This is a genomic window from Cellulomonas hominis (assembly GCF_901521055.1).
In the GTDB taxonomy this organism is placed as follows: Bacteria; Actinomycetota; Actinomycetes; order Actinomycetales; family Cellulomonadaceae; genus Cellulomonas; species Cellulomonas endometrii.
On the sequence record NZ_CABEGA010000024.1, the window covers coordinates 28076 to 49818 of the forward strand.

Genomic DNA, 21743 nt, shown 5'->3' on the forward strand with positions numbered 1-21743 from the left:
AGCCGACCCGCCGTGTGACGAGCGTGTGAACCCTCCGCGCGCCGCGCCTCCCGAGAGGAGATGACGCGGGGTCAGGACGTAGGGTTGTCCACGAACAGATCCGGCGAAGACGCGGTCCGTGACCGCGGAGGAAGTGGGCGATCCTCGCGTGTCCCAGCATGCGGAGCCAGACGTGAACCGTGCCGACTTCGGCGCGAACACGTGGTTGGTGGACGAGCTGTACGAGCAGTACCTCCAGGACAAGACCGCGGTGGATCCCGCGTGGTGGGACTTCTTCGAGGGCTACCGTCCCTCGGCGCCCGCCGCGACGACCTCCGGGGCGCCGGGCGGTCCGGCGGCGACGGACGGCGCGCGGAGCAACGGTGCCGCGGCACCGGCGGCCCCGGCTGCCCCTGCTTCGCCGGCCGCTCCCCCGGCGGCTCCGGCACCGCAGGCCGCGACGCCGCCGGCGACCGCAGCACCCTCGGCTGCCCCGCAGGGCGCGCCGGCCGGTGAGCGCCCGGGCACCGTCGCGCAGCCGAGCCCCGCCCGGCCGGCGCACACCGGCGACGGGGCCCCGGTCCCGCCGGCTCCCGCGCCGGCCGCCGAGCGGCCCAAGGTCCAGGACGCGCCGCGCGACCCCGAGCCGACGCCGGCGACCTCCCCGGTCGCGACCGCGCAGCCGGCGACCGCCCCCTACGCCCCCGCGGCGAAGGCGGCGCGCGAGGCCGAGCAGGCCGCCCCCGAGGCGTCCGACGAGGTGCAGCGCCTGCGCGGCCCGAGCGCCCGCGTCGTCGTCAACATGGAGGCGAGCCTGGAGGTGCCGACGGCGACGTCGGTGCGCGCCATCCCGGCGAAGCTCCTGGTGGACAACCGGATCGTCATCAACAACCACCTGGCCCGCGGCCGGGGCGGCAAGGTGTCCTTCACGCACCTCATCGGCTTCGCGCTGGTCGAGGCGGTCGGCGAGATGCCGGCCATGAACAGCTCCTACACCCTGGTCGACGGCAAGCCGGGCGTCCTGACGCCCGCGCACGTGAACCTCGGCCTCGCGATCGACCTGGCGAAGCCCGACGGCACCCGCCAGCTGCTCGTGCCGAGCATCAAGCAGGCCGAGACGCTCGACTTCGCGCAGTTCTGGAACGCGTACGAGGACGTCGTGCGGCGCGCCCGCGGCGGCAAGCTCGGCGTCGACGACTTCGCCGGCACCACCCTGTCGCTCACCAACCCCGGCACCATCGGCACGGTGCACTCCGTGCCGCGCCTCATGCAGGGGCAGGGCACGATCATCGGCGTCGGCGCGATGGACTACCCGGCCGAGTTCCAGGGCACGTCCGACGAGCAGCTCAACAAGATGGGCGTGTCGAAGGTCCTGACGGTGACGTCGACCTACGACCACCGCATCATCCAGGGCGCCCAGTCCGGCGACTTCCTGCGCATCCTGCACCGCAAGCTGCTCGGCGAGGACGGCTTCTACGACCGGGTGTTCGCGTCCCTGCGCGTGCCATACGAGCCGATCCGCTGGGTCAAGGAGGCCGCCGACCCGGACGCCGAGGCCATCAAGCCGGCCCGGATCGCGGAGCTCATCCACGCCTACCGGTCGCGCGGCCACCTCATGGCCGACACCGACCCGCTGGCCTACCGCCTGCGCAAGCACCCGGACCTCGACGTGCAGACGCACGGCCTGTCCCTGTGGGACCTGGACCGGACGTTCCCGACCGGCGGGTTCACGGGCAAGCCGCGCGCCACGCTGCGTCAGGTGCTCGCGCTGCTGCGCGACTCCTACTGCCGCACCACCGGCGTCGAGTACATGCACCTGCAGGACCCCCGCCAGCGGCGGTGGCTGCAGGAGCGCCTGGAGGCCGGCTACGCGCCGACCCCGCGCGAGGACCAGCTGCGCATCCTGCGCCGGCTGAACGCCGCCGAGGCCTTCGAGACCTTCCTGCAGACCAAGTACGTCGGGCAGAAGCGGTTCTCCCTGGAGGGCGGCGAGTCCGTCATCCCGCTGCTGGACGCGATCCTGTCCCGGGCGGCCGAGGGCGGGCTCGACGAGGTCGCCATCGGCATGGCGCACCGCGGCCGGCTCAACGTGCTGGCGAACATCGCCGGCAAGTCCTACGGCCAGATCTTCAGCGAGTTCGAGGGCAACCAGGACCCGAAGTCCGTGCAGGGCTCCGGCGACGTGAAGTACCACCTGGGCACCGAGGGCGTGTTCCACGCCGAGTCCGGCGCCAGCACCCGGGTGTACCTCGCGGCGAACCCGTCGCACCTGGAGGCCGTCGACCCGGTGCTCGAGGGCATCGTCCGGGCCAAGCAGGACCGGATCGACCTCGGCGGCGACGGCTTCTCCGTGCTGCCGATCCTCATCCACGGCGACGCGGCGTTCGCGGGTCAGGGCGTGGTGTTCGAGACACTCAACCTCGCGCAGCTGCGCGGCTACCGCACCGGCGGCACCATCCACGTCGTCATCAACAACCAGGTCGGCTTCACCACCGGCCCGTCGTCCTCGCGGTCCTCGCAGTACGCCACCGACGTCGCCAAGGGCCTGCAGGTCCCGGTGTTCCACGTCAACGGCGACGACCCCGAGGCGTGCGTGCGGGTCGCCGAGCTCGCGTTCGAGTACCGCGAGCAGTTCGACCGCGACGTCATCATCGACATGGTCTGCTACCGCCGCCGCGGCCACAACGAGGGCGACGACCCCTCGATGACGCAGCCGCTGATGTACAACCTCATCGAGGCGAAGCGGTCGGTGCGCAAGCTCTACACCGAGGCGCTGGTGTCCCGCGGGGACATCACGCTGGAGGAGGCCGAGCACGTCCTGCGCGACTACCAGGCGCAGCTCGAGCGGGTGTTCGCCGAGACCCGGGAGGAGGGCTGGACGCCGCCGTCGCCCGACGCGGAGCCGGTCGCCGGCCTGGAGCGCCCGGAGTCCCAGCGCGAGGACGCCGGCGTCATCATCGGCTGGCAGACCGCCGCGCCCGCCAAGGTGCTGGAGCGGATCGGTGCCGCGCACGTGCGGGCGCCGGAGGGCTTCACGATCCACCCGAAGCTCGCCCAGCTGCTGGCCAAGCGGGAGCAGATGTCCCGCGAGGGCAACATCGACTGGGGCTTCGGCGAGATCCTCGCGTTCGGCTCCCTGCTGATCGAGGGCACCCCGGTGCGCCTCGCCGGCCAGGACTCCCGGCGTGGGACGTTCGTGCAGCGGCACGCCGTCCTGCACGACCGCGAGACCGGCGCGGAGTGGACGCCGCTGCTGTACCTGTCGGCGGACCAGGCCAAGTTCTGGATCTACGACTCGTCCCTGTCGGAGTACGCCGCCCTGGGCTTCGAGTACGGCTACTCCGTGGAGCGGCCCGACGCCCTGGTGCTGTGGGAGGCGCAGTTCGGCGACTTCGTCAACGGCGCGCAGACCGTCATCGACGAGTTCATCTCCTCCGCCGAGCAGAAGTGGGGCCAGCACTCGTCCGTCGTGCTGCTGCTCCCCCACGGCTACGAGGGCCAGGGGCCGGACCACTCGTCCGCGCGGATCGAGCGGTTCCTGCAGATGTGCGCCGAGGGCAACCTGACGGTCGCGCAGCCGACGACGCCCGCGTCGTACTTCCACCTGCTGCGCCGCCAGGCGTACGCACGGCCGCGCCGCCCGATGGTGGTGTTCACGCCGAAGTCGATGCTGCGCCTCAAGGCGGCGGCCTCGGCGGTGGAGGACTTCACGTCCGGCACGTTCCGGCCGGTCATCGGCGACGCCGTCGCGGCGGAGAACGCCGGGCGGGTCGACCGGGTGCTGCTCTGCTCCGGCAAGGTCTACTGGGACCTGGTCGCGCAGCGCGAGAAGCTCGGCGACGACCGGACCGCGATCGTCCGGTTCGAGCAGCTCTACCCGCTCGACCACGAGGGCCTGCGCTCCGCGCTCGCGCCGTTCGACGGGGCCGAGCTGGTGTGGGTGCAGGACGAGCCGCGCAACCAGGGGCCGTGGGCGTACGTGTCGCTCGCGCTGCCCCAGGTCGTCGGTGCCCCGGTCCGCGCGGTGTCCCGCCCGGCGTCGGCGTCCACGGCCGCCGGGTCGGCCAAGGCGCACCAGGCCGAGCAGGCCGAGCTCCTGCGGCAGGCGTTCGAGCGCTGAGCCGCCGCTGACGAGAGGCCGGTCACCCCGCGGGGGTGGCCGGCCTCTCGCGCGTCGTGCGCGTCGTGCGCGTCAGCCAGGGGCGGTGGCGTCAGGCGACCGACGCCGCCGCGGCCTCCTGCGCCTCGTCGGTGCACGCGAACTGCCGGCGGTACGCCTGGGGGTTGGTGCCGAGCACGCGGGAGAAGTGGTGCCGGAGGATGGCGGCGCTGCCGAAGCCGCTGGCCCGGGCGATCTCGTCGACGCCCACGGAGGTCCGCTCGAGCATCTCCTGCGCGCGGACCAGCCGCTGCCGGGTGACCCAGGCGGCGGGCGTCGTCCCCGTCTCGGCGCGGAACCGGCGCGCGAACGTCCGCTCGGACATCAGGGCGCGCGCGGCCAGGTCCGGCACGGTGAGCTCCTCGTCCAGGTGCTCGGTCATCCACGCGAGCAGCGGGGCCAGGGTGTCGGCGTCGCACGGCAGCGGCGTGTCGACGTACTGCGCCTGACCTCCGTCGCGGTGCGGCGGCACGACCATCCGGCGGGCGACGGCGGCGGCCTGCTGCGCCCCGAGCTCCCGACGCACCAGGTGCAGGCACGCGTCGATGCCCGCGGCCGTCCCGGCGCTGCTGATCACCCCGCGGTCCTCGACGTACAGCACGGCGGGGTCGACCTGCGCCGTCGGGTAGCGGCGCTGCAGGTCGTCGGCGTACATCCAGTGCGTGGTGCAGCGCCGGCCGTCCAGCAGGCCGGCCTCCCCCAGCGCGAACGTGCCCGAGCAGATGCTCATCACCCAGGCGCCGCGGTCGTGCGCCGCGCGCAGGGCGTCCCGCGCCTCCTCCGGCAGCGTGTAGGGCGCCTTGTACGGCAGGAACACCACGAGGTCGGCGTCGGCCGCGACGTCCAGGCCGGCCGTCACCTCGACCGCGAGCCCGGGCTCCATGGCGACCCGCCCCGGCTCCGGGGTGCACAGCGTGAAGTCGAACGTCGGGCCGCCGGTGTCCGAGCGGTCGATGCCGAACACCTCGCAGACCAGCCCGAGCTCGAAGGCGGACACGCCGTTGACCGCGATGGCGGCGACACGCTGCAGCATGCGGTGAGCCTCCCACGGAACTGGCGGGATGTCGATGGCACACGGCCGTCCTGCCACTCGTGGCGCGACTTCGACACCGGCAGACTTTCTGCCATGTTCACCTTGATCCTCGCCCTCGCGCTCCTGACCCTCACCGTGTGGCTGGCCGCCCGCCTGTACGACTGGGTGCGCCACGACGGCCTCGGGCACCGCTCGCCGCCGGCGTCCCGCCACGACTGGACCGAGTCCACCGACGCCTACCTCCGCTGACCCCCCGCCCTGACCCCGGCCCTACCCGCCTCCCCCGTCGACGGCAGGCGGGCGCGCGTCGGTCAGGCGGATCCCGTCCGGCGGCTGCGACACTGGGGCACTGCGTCACCGCGTCCCGCGGGACGCCGGTGGTCGAGCGAAGGTCGGGGGTCCGGGGTGGGCGAGCAGGCGCTGCGCCTGGTGGTGGTCGGGGACGAGCTGGCCGCGGGAGCCGGTGACCCCCGCGCGCTGGGCTGGGTCGGCCGGGTCGCCGCCCGGACGACGACGCCGGTTCCGCCCACGGTCCTCACGCTCGCCGTCCCGGGCGAGACGACGTCCGGGCTCTCCGCCCGCTGGGACGAGGAGGTCGCCCGCCGGTCCTCCCCCGACGTCGACACGCGCCTGGTCGTGGCCCTCGGCCGCGCGGACGCCCAGGCCGGCCTGTCGCTGGCCCGCAGCCGGCTCAACCTCGCGAACATCCTCGACGCCGCCGAGCAGCGCCGGATGCCCGCCTTCGTCGTCGGCCCGCCCCCGGGCGCGGGCATCGAGGCCACGACGCTCGCCGACCTGTCCGCCGCGTTCGCGGACGTGACCACGCGCCGCCGGGTGCCGTACGTCGACACGTTCACGCCGCTGGCCGGGCACGAGCAGTGGCTGGCCGACCTCGCCGCCGGCGACGGCGCCCTGCCGGGCCAGGCGGGCTACGGCCTGATGGCGTGGCTGGTCCTGCACTCGCACTGGAACGCCTGGCTCGGCCTGCCGGAGGACGTGGTCTGACGGGCCTCGTGGGGCCGGGCGCGCTCAGCGCAGGGTCGACGCGATCGCGGCGCGGGCGCTGGCCAGGACCGTCCGGACGGTGTCGACCGTGAGCGGTGACGGACCGCCCTGCGCCTCGGACGCCCGCACCAGGGCGCGGACCTCGGCGCGGAACGTCACGAGCTCCGCCTCGACCGCCGACCGCCGGGCGCGCGCCTCCCGCCGCGCGTCCGCCCCGGCCGCCCGCGCGTCCGCCCCGGCCGCCCGCGCGTCCGCGCCGGCCGCCCGCACGCTCGCCCCCGCCCGCCGCACGGCGTGGTCGAGCTGTTCCGGCACGTCGGCGCCCGCGGCCGTGGCCCCGCGACGCTCCCGGCCCTGCTGCACCGCCGCCGCACGCGCCTGCTGCGCCGCGGCCGCCACGTCCGCGCGCATCCCGGCCATCGAGCCGGCGACGTCGGCCCGCACCCGGGCCGCGAGGTCCCGGACGGTCACGGCGAGCTCGTGCTCGAGGTCCGCGAGGTCCCCGCGGTGCGACTCGACCTCCGCCCGCCCCCGGTCGGTGAGCGCGTAGAGCGTCTTGCGGCCCGACTCGGTCCGCTCGACCAGGCCCTCCTCCTCCAGCCGGGCCAGGCGCGGGTACACGGTGCCGGCGCTGGGCCGGTACATGCCGCCGAACCGGTCGGACAGCGCCGTGATCAGCTCGTACCCGTGCCGCGGACCCGCCTCGAGCAGGGACAGCAGGTAGAGCCGCAGCTGCCCGTGCGCGAAGACCGCCATCAGATCCCTGCGCCCGCGCCGCCCTGCACGTCGTCCCCGGCGGCCGCGGCCAGCGGCGCGCCGTGCAGCACCGTGAGGTGCCCCGACACGGTCTGGGAGTACACGAAGCACGTGGCCTGGGGGTCCCGCAGGTCCACGCTGGTGCGGCCCGGGCGCCGGTCACCGCGCTCGACGCCGTCGAGGACGACCCGGCCGGACACGCTGCGGGCCTCGATGCCGACGCCGTGCCCGGCGGGCAGCCGGACGGCGACGTCGCCGGAGACGGTCCGGACGTGGCACACGGAGCTCGCGGCGAGGCAGTCGAGCGTGACCTCGCCGGACACCGTGCTCACGCTGACCCGCGACAGACCGCCGGCCGCGGTGACGGCGCCGGAGACCGTGCCCGCCGACAGGTCACCCGCGTGGTCCCGCACCACGACCGCGGACGACACGCTCTTCACGGACAGGGCGCCGCGCGTGCCGTCGACGACGACCGCGCCCCCGACGGTCGAGACCGTGGCGTCCTGCTGCAGACCCGCGACCAGCAGGTCCGCGTTCACGGACGAGAGCGACGCGACGACGCGCCGGGGCACCGCGATGTGGACGTCGACGCGGTCGCGCTGGCTGGGCCCGCGGAGGCGGTCGAGGAACCCGTCGAGCCCCGTGACGGAGCGGACGCCCGCCCACAGCGCGCCGTCGGCGAACGTCACCTCGAGCGGCAGGCCGTCGACCCGGTGCACCTCGATCCGCGCCGTCGTCACCGCGGGGTCCTCGTGCGCCACGACGTCGACCCGGCCGCCGTTGACCTGCACCCGCAACGAGCGCACGTCCTCGACCTCGATGATCTGCTGGCCGATGACGACCCAGGACTCCGTGGCCATGACGACTCCTTCGTCGAGATATATCGCGTCCTGCGACGCTATCCCGCGGGACCGGTCCGCACAAGGGCGGACGCGGCGTCAGGCGATCAGGCCGACGGAGCGCAGCTCGACGGTGAGGTCCTGGGGGTTGGTCGCGACGGCCAGCGCCTCGTCGTACGTCACGACGCCCTTGGCGACCAGCCGCACGAGGTGCTGGTCGAACGTCTGCATCTGGTAGTAGTCGCCCTGGCGGATCAGGTCCAGCAGCGGCTCGCTGTCCGCCGGGTCGACGATCGCCTCGGCGGTCCGCCCCGTGTTGACCAGCACCTCGACGACCGCGGTGCGGCCCTGCCCGTCGGCCCGCCGGGCGAGCCGCTGGGACACGATGCCCCGCAGCGCCTGCGCGAGCGCGACGCGGATCTGCTGCTGCTCGTGCGGGGGGAAGAAGTCGACGATGCGGTTCACGGACTCCGCGGCGTCGATCGTGTGCAGGGTCGACAGCACCAGGTGCCCGGTCTCGGCGGCGGACAGCGCGGCCCGGACCGTCTCGACGTCGCGCATCTCGCCGACGAAGATCACGTCGGGGTCCTGGCGCATCGCGGCGCGCAGCGCGACGGTGAAGTCCGCGGTGTCCTGCCGGATCTCCCGCTGCGACACGATGCCCCGCTTGTCCGGGTGCAGGACCTCGATCGGGTCCTCGATCGTGACGATGTTGGCCTCACGCGTGGTGTTGATCAGGTCGATCATCGACGCGAGCGTGGTCGTCTTGCCGGATCCCGTCGGGCCCGTGACCAGCACGAGGCCGCGCGGCTCCAGGGCCAGCTCGCCCAGGACCGGCGGCAGCCCGAGCTCCGACAGCGACTGCGCACCCATCGCGACCAGGCGGAACACCATGCCGTAGGTGCCGCGCGCCTGGTAGGCGTTCACCCGGAACCGGCCCACGCCGGACAGCGAGAACGCGAAGTCGGCCTCGTGGGTCCGCACGAACGTCTCGGTCAGGTCGTCCGGCAGCACTTCCCCGAGCATGTGCTCGGTGTCCCGCGGCGTCAGGGACGGCACCTGGAGCCGGCGCAGGCGCCCGTCGACGCGCACACGCGGCTCGGACCCGACCTTGACGTGCAGGTCGGACCCGCCCGCCTGGGCCAGGGCGTGCAGGAGGGGGACGACGGACTGCGGCTGGTCGCTCACCCTCTCCCCATCGGCCGGAACGCCGCCGTCCTTGAACGGTCCGCGCGCACCGGGTGCGACCGCCGGCGGCCCGTCCGTCACCCGCCCGTCCGGAGCGGGCCGCCGGATGTGGGAACATGGGGGGTCACCCCGCCGGCGGGCAGCACGTCGCCGGCAAGCCAGACCAGGGAGAGATCGATGAGCAAGCGTGGTCGCAAGCGCCGTTCCCGCGCCGGGAGCTCCGCCAACCACGGCAAGCGCCCCAACGCCTGAGCGTCGGACGGCACTGCCGCACACAGCACGAGGGCCCGGTGCATCGCACCGGGCCCTTCGTCGTCCCCGCGACCTACAGCGTGGTGGTGCGGGTGACCTTCAGCGTCGTGAGCCGCGCGTGGATCTTGACGCGGAGCTCTTCCGGCGCCTGCTCGTGGCAGGACCGCTTCACGAGCTCCTTGAGCATCGTGTCGACCGCCATCTCGTCCAGGCAGGGCCGGCAGTCCTCGATGTGCGCGCGGACCCGGTCGGCGTCGACCGGCTCCAGCTCGTGGTCCACGTAGGCGAACAGCCGGCCGAGCGCCTGCTCGCAGTCCGGGCCGCAGCCCTCGGACGCGTCCTCCGCCGGCGTCGCTCCCGCAGCGTCCCAGCCCGTCATCGTGCCCTCCTCGACGATCCCGTACCGGCCGTGCCCTCGGCCGGGGCCGATGCCACGAGCCCCCGGCCGCGGGCGTAGTCGGCCAGCATGTCGCGCAGCTGGCCCCTCCCGCGGTGCAACCGGGACATCACCGTCCCGATCGGGGTGCCCATGATCTCGGCGATCTCCTTGTAGGCGAAGCCCTCGACGTCCGCGAGGTACACCGCGATCCGGAACTCCTCGGGAAGGCGCTGCAGCGCGTCCTTCACGTCGGAGTCCGGCAGGTGGTCGAGCGCCTCGGCCTCGGCGGAGCGCAGCCCCGTCGAGGTGTGCGACTCCGCACGCGCGATCTGCCAGTCCTCGATCTCGTCGGCCCGGGACTGCTGCGGCTCGCGCTGCTTCTTGCGGTAGGTGTTGATGAAGGTGTTCGTCAGGATCCGGTACAGCCACGCCTTGAGGTTCGTCCCCGGGCGGTACTGGTGGAAGGCAGCGAACGCCTTGGCGAACGTCTCCTGGACCAGGTCCTCGGCGTCCGACGGGTTCCGGGTCATGCGCAGGGCGGCGCCGTAGAGCTGGTCCAGGTAGACCAGCGCCTCGGCCTCGAACCGCTCGCTGCGCGCCGCGTCGTCCTCGGACTCGGGGGCGCGTGTGGTGTCCTCGCTCATCACGGCGAAGCCTAGTCCGCGCGGCGGGGTGCCGCCGGTGTCGCGCGGCGCGGGGAGCACGGCGACGGCACCCTCCGGGGTGCCGGTCGAGGGCCACGCCACGGGGCGCTCCAGGGTGGAACAGGTCATGGCCTGCACAACGCCACCGCGGACCCGGTCCATTCCCGGGCGGCGCACAGGTTCGCGGGCCACTAGTTTGAGGCGCAGGCGTCCGTGCGTCGCGGGTGCCCCGGAGGAGGACGTCATGCTGCTGCGCCGCATCGCCCGACCGCTGTTCGCGTCGTGGTTCCTCAGCGAGGGGGTCGACGCCCTGCGCCGACCCGCCGCGCACGTCGCCGTCGCGCGCGGCGCCGTCGACCGGCTCACGTCCGTGGTGCCCGCGGGGGCGCTCGGCGGGGCGCTCGACGCGTACCGCCACCCGTCGGACCGCCAGCTGAGCACGGTGGTGCGCGTGCACGGCGGCGCCACCGCCTTCGCGGCCCTCATGCTCGCCACCGGCCGCGCACCCCGCGCCGCCGCCCTGACGCTCGCCGCGCTGACGCTGCCGCTGGCCGCCGCGGACGCCCCGGCGTCCCGCTCCGAGCGGGGGCACCTGAGCGAGCAGGAGAAGAAGGACCGCAAGGCCCGGTTCCTGCGGGGGCTCTCCCTCAGCGGTGCCGCGCTCATCGTCGCCGCCGACACCGCCGGCCGTCCGGGCATGCGGTGGCGCGTCGAGCACGCCCGCGCGACCCGCGCCACGACCGCGAAGGTGGCCGCCGCCGCGGCGACCGCCGCCGCCGGGAAGACGTCGGCGGGCGCGAAGAAGGCCGTGGTCGCCCAGCAGGCGGCGGTGAAGAAGGCCGTCACGACGAAGGCGGCGGCGGCGCAGAAGGCGGTCGCGGCGCAGACGGCCGCGGCGGCGACGGCTGCCGCAGCCGCGCAGCGGAAGGCCGCAGCGGCGCAGAAGGCCGCGGCGCCGCAGAAGCAGGCCGCTGCCCAGCGGCTCGCCTCGGCCCAGAAGGCGTCGGCGAAGCGCGGCCGGAAGCCCGCCGCCCGCTGAGCCACCGCCGCGCCCCCGGACACCGGCGGGGGCGTGCCGGGCGGGGCCGATAACCTGGCCGCATGAGCTCCCGCCCCGACGTCGACGCCTCGCCGAGCGGGGCCGCCGCTGCCGCCGCCCCCGACTGGGCCGCCCCGACCGCGCGCGGCCCGCTGGGCGCGACCGTCGAGGTGCCCGGGTCGAAGTCGCTCACCAACCGCTACCTCGTCCTGGCCGCCCTGGCGGACGGGCCGGGGCGGCTGCGCGGGGCGCTGCGGTCGCGGGACACCCTCCTCATGGCGCAGGCGCTGCGCGACCTCGGCACGGGCATCGAGGACGACCCGGCCGCGCCCGGCGACATGCTGGTCACGCCGGGGACGATCCGCGGGCCCCGGACCGTCGACTGCGGTCTCGCGGGGACGGTCATGCGGTTCCTGCCCGCGGTCGCCGCGCTGGCCGACGGGCCGGTGCGGTTCGACGGCGACGCCGGCGCCCGGGTCCGGCCGATGGGTCCCGTGCTGCGGGCGCTGCGGGCGCTGGGCGTCGGCGTCGAGGAGCACGGCGAGCCGGGCTTCCTCCCGTTCACGGTGGCCGGCACGGGCGCCGTCCGGGGCGGGAACGTCGACGTCGACGCGTCCGCGTCCTCCCAGTTCGTGTCGGGGCTGCTGCTCGCGGCCGCGCGGTTCGACCAGGGGCTGACCGTCCGGCACACCGGGCCGACGCTGCCGAGCCTGCCGCACATCGAGATGACCGTCGCGGTGCTGCGCGCCGCCGGCGTGGTCGTCGACGACTCCCGGCCCGAGATCTGGCACGTCGAGCCGGGGCCGGTCCGCGCACGTGACGTGCGCGTGGAGCCGGACCTGTCGAACGCGGCGCCCTTCCTCTGCGCGGCCCTGGTGGCCGGCGGCACGGTGCGGGTCCCGGGGTGGCCGTCGAGCACCACGCAGCCCGGTGGCCTGCTGCCCGGGATCCTCGAGCAGATGGGCGCCACCACCCGCCTCGACGGCGACGTGCTGGCGGTGACCGGCGGCGGCGTGGTCCGCGGGGTCGACCTGGACCTGCGCGCGGCCGGGGAGATCGCCCCGACCATCGCCGCGGTCGCGGCGCTCGGCGACTCCCCCACCCGCCTGCGCGGCATCGCGCACCTGCGGGGGCACGAGACCGACCGGCTCGCGGCGCTGTCCGCGGAGATCACGCGGCTGGGCGGGCAGGCAGAGCAGACCGCGGACGGCCTGGTCATCACGCCGCGCCCCCTGCACGGCGGCACCGTCCGCACGTACGCGGACCACCGGATGGCGACGTTCGGCGCGCTGCTCGGGCTGGCGGTGCCGGGCGTGCTGGTCGAGGACGTCGCGACGACCGCCAAGACCATCCCCGACTTCGTCGGGCTGTGGGACGGGATGCTCGCGTGAGCGCCGGCGCCCGCCCCCGCGCCGCCCACGGGGAGCGCTGAGCGTGGCACGCCGGTCGCTCGACGAGTCCGACATCCGGGTCCGTCCGACCCGCCGCGGCTCGCGCCCCCGGACCAAGACCCGCCCCGAGCACGCCGACGCGGAGCAGGCCCTGGTCACGGGAGTCGACCGCGGCCGGTACACCGTCCTGGTGGACCCGGACGGCCCGGACGAGCGGGTCGCGACGGCGATGAAGGCCCGCGAGCTCGGGCGCGAGCGGGTCGTGCCGGGCGACCGCGTGGACCTCGTGGGCGACACGTCGGGGTCCGCCGGCTCGCTGTCGCGCATCGTCCGCATCCGGGACCGGTCGACGGTGCTGCGCCGCACCGCCGACGACACCGACCCCGTCGAGCGCGTCATCGTCGCCAACGCCGAGCAGCTCGTCGTCGTCACGGCCCTGGCCGACCCCGAGCCCCGCACCCGGATGATCGACCGGTGCGTCGTCGCGGCGTACGACGCCGGCATGGACGTGCTGCTCGCGCTGACGAAGGCCGACCTGGCCGACCCGGCCACCCTCCGCGAGATGTACGAGCCCATCGGCGTGCGGGTCGTCGTGACGCGCTGGGCCCACGAGGGCGTCGCCCACGGCACGGGTGAGCGACCGGAGGAGATCGACGGCCTCGACGCCCTCCGCGACGCCCTCGCGGGGCGGACCTCGGTGCTGGTGGGGCACTCCGGCGTCGGGAAGTCGACGCTGGTCAACGCGATCGTGCCCGACGCGTTCCGGGCGACGGGCGTGGTGAACGACGTCACCGGGCGCGGCCGCCACACCTCCACCTCCGCCGTGGCGCTGCGCGTGCCCGGGCCGGCCGGCACCTGGGTCATCGACACCCCGGGCGTGCGGTCGTTCGGGCTGGCGCACGTCGACCCGAACCACCTGCTCGGGGCGTTCGCCGACCTCGCCGCGGTCGCCGAGGAGTGCCCCCGCGGCTGCACGCACGCCGACGACGCCCCCGACTGCGCGCTGGACGACTGGGTCGCCGCGGCGCCGGACGAGGAGACGAAGGACGCCCGCACGGCGCGGGTCGACTCGTTCCGGCGGCTGCTGGTGAGCCGGTCCGGCGCAGCGGACTGAGCCCGGGCAGCGGCACGGGACCGGCACGGGCAGCCTCGGCGCCCGGATAGGTTGAGGCCATGACCCGGTACGACGACGACCTGCGCCTCGCCCACGTGATCGCCGACCAGGTGGACGGGCTCACCATGTCGCGGTTCAAGGCGCAGGACCTCCGGGTCGAGACGAAGCCCGACCTGACGCCCGTCTCCGACGCCGACCGCGCCGCGGAGGAGCTCATCCGCACGCAGCTCTCCCGCACCCGCCCGCGCGACGCGGTGCACGGCGAGGAGATGCCCGACACCGGCCACGGCCCCCGCCGCTGGGTCGTGGACCCGATCGACGGCACCAAGAACTTCGTGCGGGGCGTGCCCGTGTGGGCCACGCTGATCGCGCTGCTGGACGGCGACGAGGTGGTCGTGGGCCTCGTGAGCGCACCGGCGCTCGGGCGGCGCTGGTGGGCCGCGCAGGGCTCCGGCGCGTGGACCGGCCGGTCCCTGGCCGCCGCGACGCGCCTGCAGGTCTCCGAGGTCGGACGGCTGCAGGACGCGTCGCTGTCCTACTCCAGCCTGAGCGGCTGGGAGGAGCAGGGCCGCCTCGACCGGTTCCTCGACCTCACGCGCAAGGTGTGGCGCACCCGCGGGTACGGCGACTTCTGGTCCCACGTGCTCGTCGCCGAGGGCGCCGTGGACCTGTCCACCGAGCCCGAGCTCGCCCTGCACGACATGGCCGCGCTCGTGCCGATCGTCACCGAGGCCGGCGGGCGGTTCACGTCGGTGCAGGGCGTCGACGGCCCGTTCGGCGGGTCGGCCCTGGTGTCGAACGGGCGCCTGCACGGCGCGGCGCTGCAGGTGCTGGACCCGCTCATCGACTGACGCCCCGGCCGCTGCACCCCGCAGAGTGGAGCGTCCGGCCCGACACACCCCGGCGTGTCCGGCCGATCGCTCCACCCGGCGGCGCCGGGCGTGCGGGTCAGCGCGGGATGCGGTCCAGCTCCGTGGCGTCGTACCAGAGCAGGTCGCGCTCGGCCAGGGCGTCCAGCGCGGCGTCGTCGCCGTCGAGGGCACGGGCGACCTCGTCCCGGGCGGCCGGCTCGTCCACGTGCGCGCAGACCACGTCGTCCAGCACGACCGGCGCGGTGAGCGTCACCAGGCTGGCGGCCTCGTCGTCGACACCCTCGGCGCCCTCGGGCGCACCCTCGCTGACCGCGTCGTCCGGCACCTCCACGGTGACGACCAGGCGCAGGCCCGGCGCCTGCGGGCGGGCGGCGAGCAGGACCAGGGCGTCGTCGGCCGCCATCAGCTGCGCGGCGAACTCCACGCCCTCCTCGTCCTCCTCGGGCAGCAGGGCGCTGAGCGCCGGGGTGACCGCGTGGGCCCGGCGGGGTGCCGTCAGCGGCCCCCGGCCCTGCAGCAGGTCGTCGAGCTCGTCCAGGGTGGCAGGCAGGTAGAGGCGCACGGGTCCAGTGTGCCGCCCGTCGGCGTCCCGCACGTACATCGGGGCGAACCGGGGCGAGTCGGGCCGACCGGACTGCGACACCCCGGTCGTCGTCCACAGGGGACGGGACGGGCTTGGTCTGCGCGGGCGGCCACGGGTAGACCGGGCCGCGGACCGTGTGCGAACCGGCAGCGACGGAGGACCCATGAGCACCGAACGCCCCACCACCCGGACGACGACCGCGCCCCGCACCCCCGGGCGACAGGAGGCGCGTCAGGAGGCGCGACCTGAGACGCGACCGGAGGCGCGACCCGAGGTGCGGTCGGCACCCGGACTGCCGACGTCGCGGCCGGCACCCGGACTGCCGACGTCGCGGTCGGCACCCGCACTGCCGACGGTGCGGTGGGTACCCGCGCTGCCGGCCGTGCCCCGCACGGAGGCCGCCGGTGCCCGGTCGGCGGTGCTGCCGTCACCGCAGCGGTCCCCGGAGGACGGCGGGGGCGAGGAGACGCCGGCGCGGCACCCGGCGACCCGCGAACGGGCGCCTGCGGGCGCAGCGGTCACCCCGTCGCGCCGGCCGGCCGCGCCGCAACCGCCGGGACGGACCCGGGACCGCGCAGAGGTCGCCCCTCCACGGCGGCCTGCCGCGGCCGAGCCGCCACCCGGGCCGAGCCAGCCCACGGTCGAGCGGCTCGGCGGCAGCACCGTCGCCAGCTACACCCACGCCGCAGCGACGCCCCGCTCCCCCGTCGCGACCACCGGCCTCCCGGCGCTGCCCTCCGGCACGGTCGCCGGAGGGGTGGCGTCGCTCGACCCGCGCCAGGCCTGCTGCATGGTCGCGCTCGCCGCGGTGGAGGTGCTGAGCGGCAGCCGGCCGCTCGCGCAGCTCGCCCGGTGGGTGACGCCGGAGGTCTACGACTCGCTGGCCCGCCGGGCGGCGCTCACGGCACCGGGTGGCCGCGTGCTCGACCCCGCAGCCGGCAGCGCCGACGTGGGGCCGCCGGACGGCGCCGTGCGGCGGCCCTCCGTGCGGCGGGTGCGCGCCTTCCCCGTGAGCGAGCACGTCGTCGAGGCGTCCGTGATCGTGACCCACGCGGACCGGGTGCGGGCGGTCGCGGTGCGGCTCACCCGTGCGACCGGCCGGTGGCGCGCATCGGCGCTGGTGGTGGGCTGACGGCGCAGGTGGTCGGCCGACGGCGGGGTGGTCGGCCGGCGGCGCTGGTGGTCGGCTGACGGCGGAGCGACGCGCCGGACGCGACGACGCCCGCCCTCCCGGTAGGAGGGCGGGCGTCGTGCTCGCGCGTGCGGCGGGTCAGCCGCGGCGGCGCTGCTGCTTCGCCGCCTTGCGGCGCGCCTCGCGGTTCCCGGCCGCGTCGTCCGCCGGGCCGTCCCCGGTGGGCGCGGCCGCGGGAGCCGCCCCTGCGGCCGGTGCCACGGCCGGACCCGCCGCCCGGCGGCCGCTGCTGCGGGTCACGCTGGGCGCGTCGCCGTCCACGCTGGGCGCGGAGTACTGCAGCGGGACCTTGCGCTCCGGGCCGTCGATGCCCTTCGCGACGAGCACCGGCGCGCCACCGATCGTGGGAGCGCCGTCGGACGAGGCACCCGCCGGGGCCGCGGCCGGGACGCCGTCGCCGGCCGCCTGCGCCGCTGCGCCCTCGGCCGGTTCCGCGACCTTGACCTCGAGGTTGAACAGGAACCCGACGGCCTCCTCCTTGATGGAGTCGGTCATCGCCTGGAACAGCTGGTAGCCCTCGCGCTGGTACTCCACCAGGGGGTCGCGCTGCGCCATCGCGCGCAGGCCGATGCCCTCCTTGAGGTAGTCCATCTCGTAGAGGTGCTCGCGCCACTTGCGGTCCAGCACCGACAGCACGACGCGGCGCTCCAGCTGCCGCATGTTCGGCTCGCCGAGGGCCGTCTCGCGCTCCTGGTACGCGATGCGCGCGTCCGACAGCAGCTCGGTCTTCAGCAGCTCGGCGGTGAGCCGGCCGATGCCGCCCGCCTGCTCCACGACCTCGTCCGCCTCGATGGAGACGGGGAACACCGCCTTGAGCGACGTCCAGAGCTGGTCGAGGTCCCAGTCCTCCGGGTGCCCGTCCGCGGTGGCCGCGGTGACGTACTCGTCGATGGTGTCCTCGAGGAAGTGCTGGACCTGGTCCTGCAGGTCCTCGCCCTCCAGGACGCGGCGGCGCTGCTCGTAGATGACCTCGCGCTGCCGGGACAGGACGTCGTCGTACTTGAGGACGTTCTTGCGGATCTCGAAGTTGCGCGCCTCGACCTGCGACTGCGCGGACCGGATGCCGCGGGTGACGATCTTCGACTCCAGCGGCAGGTCGTCGGGGAAGCCCGCGCGGGTCATCATCGACTCGGCCATGCCGGAGTTGAACAGCCGCATGAGGTCGTCCTGCAGCGACAGGTAGAACCGGGACTCCCCCGGGTCGCCCTGGCGGCCGGAGCGCCCGCGCAGCTGGTTGTCGATGCGGCGGGACTCGTGCCGCTCGGTGCCGAGCACGTACAGGCCGCCGAGCTCCACGACCTCGTCGTGCTCGGCCGCGACGGCCTCCTTGGCCTTCTCCAGCGCGGCCGGCCACGCGGCCTCGTAGTCCTCCGGGCTCTCGTTCGGGTCGAGGCCCCGGGCGGCGAGGTCCGCGACCGCCATGAACTCCGCGTTGCCGCCGAGCATGATGTCGGTGCCACGGCCGGCCATGTTGGTCGCCACGGTCACGGCGCCCTTGCGGCCGGCCTGCGCGACGATCGAGGCCTCCCGCGCGTGCTGCTTCGCGTTGAGCACCTCGTGCGGGACGCCGGCCTTGCGGAGCTTGTGCGAGAGGATCTCGGACTTCTCGACGCTCGTGGTGCCGACGAGGACGGGCTGGCCCTTCGCGTGCCGCTCGACGATGTCGGCGACGACCGCGTCGTACTTGCCCTCCTCCGCCTTGTAGACGAGGTCGGCCTGGTCGATGCGCTGCATCCCGCGGTTGGTCGGGATCGGCACGACGCCGAGCTTGTACGTGCCCTGGAACTCGGCGGCCTCGGTCTCGGCCGTACCGGTCATGCCGGCGAGCTTGTCGTACAGCCGGAAGTAGTTCTGCAGGGTGATCGTGGCGAGCGTCTGGTTCTCCGCCTTGATCGGCACGCCCTCCTTGGCCTCGATGGCCTGGTGCATGCCCTCGTTGTACCGGCGGCCCGGCAGGACGCGGCCGGTGTGCTCGTCGACGATCAGGACCTCGCCCTTGTCGACGATGTAGTCCTTGTCGCGCTTGAACAGCTCCTTGGCCTTGATGGCGTTGTTCAGGAAGCCGATCAGCGGCGTGTTCAGCGACTCGTACAGGTTGTCGATGCCGAGGTAGTCCTCGACCCGCTCGATGCCCGGCTCGAGCACGCCGACGGTGCGCTTCTTCTCGTCCACCTCGTAGTCGCGCTCCGGCTGCAGCCGGCGGACGACCTTGGCGAACTCCGCGTACCAGCGGTTGGCGTCGCCCGACGCGGGGCCCGAGATGATGAGCGGGGTCCGGGCCTCGTCGATGAGGATCGAGTCGACCTCGTCGACGATCGCGAAGTGGTGGCCCCGCTGGACGAGCTCCTCGGTGCTCCACGCCATGTTGTCGCGCAGGAAGTCGAAGCCGAACTCGTTGTTCGTGCCGTAGGTGATGTCCGCGGCGTACTGCACGCGGCGCTCGGCGGGCGTCTGGCCCGTGACGATCACGCCGGTGGTGAGGCCCAGGAACCGGTAGACGCGGCCCATGAGGTCCGCCTGGTAGCTCGCCAGGTAGTCGTTGACGGTGACGACGTGCACGCCCTTGCCGGTCAGCGCGTTGAGGTACGCCGGCGCGGTGGCGACCAGCGTCTTGCCCTCACCGGTCTTCATCTCGGCGATGTTGCCCCAGTGCAGGGCTGCGCCGCCCATGAGCTGGACGTCGAAGTGCCGCTGCCCGAGCGTGCGGCGCGCGGCCTCGCGCACCGCGGCGAAGGCCTCCGCCATGAGGTCGTCGAGCGTCTCGCCGTCGGCGAGCCGGGCCCGGAACCGGTCGGTCTCCTCGCGCAGCTCCGCGTCGGACAGGGACGTGAAGCTGTCCTCCAGCGCGTTGACCTGCTGGGCGACGCCCGACAGCTTCTTGAGGATCCGTCCCTCGCCCAGGCGGAGGACCTTCTCGAGGATCGCTGGCACGTGCACTCCCGACTCGCTGCGCCCCGCGCGATGTCCGCACCGGGTCCCGGCGTCCCGGCTGCACAGCCGGGCCCCGACCATCGTAGGTGAGCCACCGCGAGGGACAGCAACCCACCGCGCCTGCGCCGGTGGCGAACGCAGGCCCTCTCAGGCCGACGCGAGCGCGGCGGTGAGCACCGGGGCCAGCGTCCCGCGCGGCGCGCCCTCCTTGTCGCCCACCACGACGTCGTCCAGACCGAGCCACGTCGCGAGCAGCCGGAGCTCCGCCGCGAGGTCGTCCGCCACGGCCGCCGGACCGTCGTCGGTCCCGCGCGCCGGCCGCGCGGCCGACTCCGGGAGGTGGGCGGCGTGGACGCGCAGCAGCCCCGCGCGCCGGTCCGCCTTGAGGTCGACCAGCGCCGCGAGGCCCTCCCCGCGCAGGAAGGGCAGCACGTAGTACCCGTGCACCCGCTGCGGCTCGGGCACGTAGATCTCGATCCGGTACCGCAGCCCGAACAGCTCCTCCAGGCGCCGGCGCTCGAACACCAGCGGGTCGAACGGGCTGAGCAGCGCGCGACCGGTCGCGCGGCGGGGCAGGTCGGCGCCGGCGTGCAGGTACACCGGGCGCTCCCAGCCCTCGACGCGGACCGGCACGAGGGTGCCGTCCTCCACGAGGCTCTGCACGCCCTGGCGGGCGCGGGCGCCCTTGATGCGGAAGTAGTCCAGCAGGCACCGCTCGGAGGCCACGCCGTGCGCCCGCGCCGCGATGTCCAGCAGCGTGCGGACGGCCTCGGCCTCGTCCGGCACCGGCGCCGCCAGGACGTGCGGTGGCAGCACCCGCTCGGTGAGGTCGTAGCAGCGCTCGAACTGGGGGTTCCGGCGGGCGGACGCCACCTGGCCGGTGAAGAACAGGTACTCCAGCACCCGCTTGGCGGCCGTCCAGTTCCAGCCCCACTCCGGGCGGGAGCGAGGGAGGTCGCCCTCGACGCGGGCGTGCACCTCGCTGGCGGTGAGGGGGCCGTCGTCGGCGATCATCGCCAGCACCTCGCCGACCAGCGGCGAGTGCCGCAGCGGCACCTCGCGGATCGAGCCCCACGCGTACTCCTGGTACGCGCGCCGCCGCCAGCCGAGCAGCGCGTACGTCTCGGGCGGCACGTAGGAGGCCTCGTGGGCCCAGGTCTCGACCAGCCGGCGCGGGGCACGGCCCGACGCGCGGTCCAGGAGCGCCGTGTCGTACGGCCCGACGCGCGAGAACGTCGGCATCAGGTGGGCGCGCGCGACGACGTTGACCGAGTCGATCTGCAGCAGCCCGAGCCGGTCGACGACCTGCTGCAGCTGGCGCATGGTCGCGGCGCCGGAGCGGGCCGGCCGCGGACGGTCCAGGCCCTGCGCGTGCAGGGCCACCCGGCGGGCCTGGGACAGCGACAGGGTCCCGGCCGGGCGGTGCGCGGTGCCCCGCGCCTGCCCGGGGGCGGGCGCCACGACGACGGAGCTGGTGGTCATCGCCCCATCGTGCCCCGCGCCACCGACACGGCGACCCGAGCGGCACCCGGAGCGGCACCCCGGCCAGACCGCACACGGACCCGGGGACGGACCCGGACGGACCCCGGACGCGACCGCGCCCGCCGACCGGAGGGTCGTCGGCGGGCGCGGTCGTCCGTCGGGGGTGGCGGCGCTCAGGCGCCGGCGGCCGCCCCCGCGGGTGCGGCGACGCCGCCGGAGCCCTGACCGTCACCGATCGAGGTCACCGCGGCGTCGAGCTTGATGATCCCGTAGCTCCAGCCACGCCGCCGGTACGCGACGGACGGCTGGGCGGTCTCGGCGTCGACGAACAGGAAGAAGTCGTGACCGACCAGCTCCATCTCGTAGAGCGCGTCGTCGACCGTCATCGGCCGGGCCAGGTGCACCTTCTCGCGGATGACGACGGGCGAGTCCCCCAGGGTCGTCTCCGTGACCCCGTCCTCGTCCGGCTCGGGCGCGGCGGGCTCGGCCTCCGGCTCGGGCAGCGGCGGCAGCGCGTCGGCGACGGGCGTCGGCACCTTGCCCCGGTGGCTCTTGCGGCGGTCGCGGGCACGCCGCAGCCGCTCCGCCAGCTTGTCGATCGCCAGGTCGAACGCCCCGTAGCGGTCGTCCGCGCACGCCTCGGCCCGGATCACCGGTCCCTTGCCGACCACGGTGAGCTCCACCCGCTCGGCGGCCGAGGCCTGCCGGGGATTGGGCTCGTGGGTCACCTCGACGTCGATGCGCTGGGCGCGCGGCGCCAGCGGCTCGAGCCTGGCGAGCTTGTCCTCGACGTGTCGACGGAACCGCTCGGGGACGTCGGTGTGACGGCCTGCGACGACGATCTCCATGGGATACCTCCTGGAGGTCCGGGGGCGGGTCCATCCCCGCCCGGCAGCATGCGCGGA

The 21743-nt window shown here is 75.0% G+C and carries 19 protein-coding genes; 9 read left to right on the forward strand and 10 right to left on the reverse strand.

The genetic code is table 11. From position 1 onward, the window contains the following. The first annotated feature begins 172 nt into the window (after positions 1-172). The gene (locus KJP73_RS06885; protein ID WP_249669176.1) at positions 173-4099 is read left to right on the forward strand and encodes a multifunctional oxoglutarate decarboxylase/oxoglutarate dehydrogenase thiamine pyrophosphate-binding subunit/dihydrolipoyllysine-residue succinyltransferase subunit; all 3927 of its coding nucleotides are present in this window, start codon (positions 173-175) and stop codon (positions 4097-4099) included. A 91-nt stretch (positions 4100-4190) separates the two neighbouring features. On the opposite strand, the gene KJP73_RS06890 is transcribed toward KJP73_RS06885, so the two are convergent. Continuing rightward, positions 4191-5171: a GlxA family transcriptional regulator gene (locus KJP73_RS06890; protein ID WP_213282055.1), complete on the reverse strand. Its 981-nt coding sequence runs from the start codon at positions 5169-5171 to the stop codon at positions 4191-4193. Positions 5172-5264: 93 nt separating this feature from the next. Between KJP73_RS06890 and KJP73_RS06895 the strand changes: the two genes are divergently transcribed. Both KJP73_RS06895 and KJP73_RS06900 read left to right on the forward strand, forming a co-directional pair. Beyond that, a complete protein-coding gene (locus KJP73_RS06895; RefSeq protein ID WP_213282056.1) occupies positions 5265-5420 on the forward strand; it encodes a hypothetical protein in 156 nt (51 codons plus the stop codon). A 156-nt stretch (positions 5421-5576) separates the two neighbouring features. Further along, the gene (locus KJP73_RS06900; protein ID WP_213282057.1) at positions 5577-6176 is read left to right on the forward strand and encodes a GDSL-type esterase/lipase family protein; all 600 of its coding nucleotides are present in this window, start codon (positions 5577-5579) and stop codon (positions 6174-6176) included. 24 nt (positions 6177-6200) lie between these two features. Here KJP73_RS06900 and KJP73_RS06905 read toward each other — a convergent pair whose 3' ends face one another. The 3 genes from KJP73_RS06905 to KJP73_RS06915 all read right to left on the reverse strand — a co-directional run bounded on the left by KJP73_RS06905 (position 6201) and on the right by KJP73_RS06915 (position 8959). After that, complete coding sequence (locus tag KJP73_RS06905) at positions 6201-6932, reverse strand: PadR family transcriptional regulator (protein ID WP_349628292.1); 732 nt, start codon at positions 6930-6932, stop codon at positions 6201-6203. Then, positions 6932-7792, reverse strand: a complete 861-nt coding sequence (locus KJP73_RS06910) for a DUF4097 family beta strand repeat-containing protein (RefSeq protein ID WP_213282058.1) — start codon at positions 7790-7792, stop codon at positions 6932-6934. Before KJP73_RS06910 ends, KJP73_RS06905 begins: the two co-directional genes overlap by 1 nt. Before the next feature lie 78 nt (positions 7793-7870). Further along, the gene (locus tag KJP73_RS06915; protein WP_213282059.1) at positions 7871-8959 is read right to left on the reverse strand and encodes a type IV pilus twitching motility protein PilT; all 1089 of its coding nucleotides are present in this window, start codon (positions 8957-8959) and stop codon (positions 7871-7873) included. A 177-nt stretch (positions 8960-9136) separates the two neighbouring features. On the opposite strand from KJP73_RS06915, the gene KJP73_RS19705 reads away from it, so the two are divergent. Then, positions 9137-9211: a 50S ribosomal protein bL37 gene (locus tag KJP73_RS19705; RefSeq protein WP_123371254.1), complete on the forward strand. Its 75-nt coding sequence runs from the start codon at positions 9137-9139 to the stop codon at positions 9209-9211. 73 nt (positions 9212-9284) lie between these two features. On the opposite strand, the gene rsrA is transcribed toward KJP73_RS19705, so the two are convergent. After that, positions 9285-9590, reverse strand: coding sequence for a mycothiol system anti-sigma-R factor (gene rsrA, locus KJP73_RS06920; RefSeq protein ID WP_213282060.1), 306 nt, complete (start codon positions 9588-9590; stop codon positions 9285-9287). Further along, on the reverse strand, positions 9587-10363 hold the full coding sequence (locus tag KJP73_RS06925) for a sigma-70 family RNA polymerase sigma factor (protein WP_282945518.1): 777 nt from the start codon (positions 10361-10363) through the stop codon (positions 9587-9589). The genes rsrA and KJP73_RS06925 overlap by 4 nt, the downstream gene beginning before the upstream one ends. 115 nt (positions 10364-10478) lie before the next feature. Here KJP73_RS06925 and KJP73_RS06930 point away from each other — a divergent pair, with 115 nt between their 5' ends. The 4 genes from KJP73_RS06930 (at position 10479) to hisN (ending at position 14629) form a co-directional block, all read left to right on the forward strand. Beyond that, positions 10479-11273, forward strand: coding sequence for a hypothetical protein (locus tag KJP73_RS06930; protein WP_213282061.1), 795 nt, complete (start codon positions 10479-10481; stop codon positions 11271-11273). Between the two features lie 62 nt (positions 11274-11335). Further along, positions 11336-12664: a 3-phosphoshikimate 1-carboxyvinyltransferase gene (aroA, locus tag KJP73_RS06935; RefSeq protein WP_213282062.1), complete on the forward strand. Its 1329-nt coding sequence runs from the start codon at positions 11336-11338 to the stop codon at positions 12662-12664. A 43-nt stretch (positions 12665-12707) separates the two neighbouring features. After that, entirely contained in the window at positions 12708-13778 is a 1071-nt protein-coding gene (gene rsgA / locus KJP73_RS06940) for a ribosome small subunit-dependent GTPase A (RefSeq protein WP_213282063.1), read from the forward strand. A 59-nt stretch (positions 13779-13837) separates the two neighbouring features. Beyond that, on the forward strand, positions 13838-14629 hold the full coding sequence (gene hisN / locus KJP73_RS06945; protein WP_213282064.1) for a histidinol-phosphatase: 792 nt from the start codon (positions 13838-13840) through the stop codon (positions 14627-14629). A 97-nt stretch (positions 14630-14726) separates the two neighbouring features. On the opposite strand, the gene KJP73_RS06950 is transcribed toward hisN, so the two are convergent. Beyond that, positions 14727-15212, reverse strand: coding sequence for a DUF6912 family protein (locus tag KJP73_RS06950; RefSeq protein WP_213282065.1), 486 nt, complete (start codon positions 15210-15212; stop codon positions 14727-14729). A 403-nt stretch (positions 15213-15615) separates the two neighbouring features. On the opposite strand from KJP73_RS06950, the gene KJP73_RS06955 reads away from it, so the two are divergent. Continuing rightward, a complete protein-coding gene (locus KJP73_RS06955; protein WP_213282066.1) occupies positions 15616-16365 on the forward strand; it encodes an Rv3235 family protein in 750 nt (249 codons plus the stop codon). 138 nt (positions 16366-16503) lie between these two features. Here KJP73_RS06955 and secA read toward each other — a convergent pair whose 3' ends face one another. The 3 genes from secA to hpf form a co-directional block, all read right to left on the reverse strand. Continuing rightward, positions 16504-19356, reverse strand: coding sequence for a preprotein translocase subunit SecA (gene secA, locus KJP73_RS06960; RefSeq protein WP_213282067.1), 2853 nt, complete (start codon positions 19354-19356; stop codon positions 16504-16506). A 147-nt stretch (positions 19357-19503) separates the two neighbouring features. Next, positions 19504-20838, reverse strand: a complete 1335-nt coding sequence (locus KJP73_RS06965) for a winged helix-turn-helix domain-containing protein (protein ID WP_213282068.1) — start codon at positions 20836-20838, stop codon at positions 19504-19506. A 173-nt stretch (positions 20839-21011) separates the two neighbouring features. Beyond that, positions 21012-21686: a ribosome hibernation-promoting factor, HPF/YfiA family gene (hpf, locus tag KJP73_RS06970; RefSeq protein WP_213282069.1), complete on the reverse strand. Its 675-nt coding sequence runs from the start codon at positions 21684-21686 to the stop codon at positions 21012-21014. Between the last annotated feature and the right edge of the window lie 57 nt (positions 21687-21743).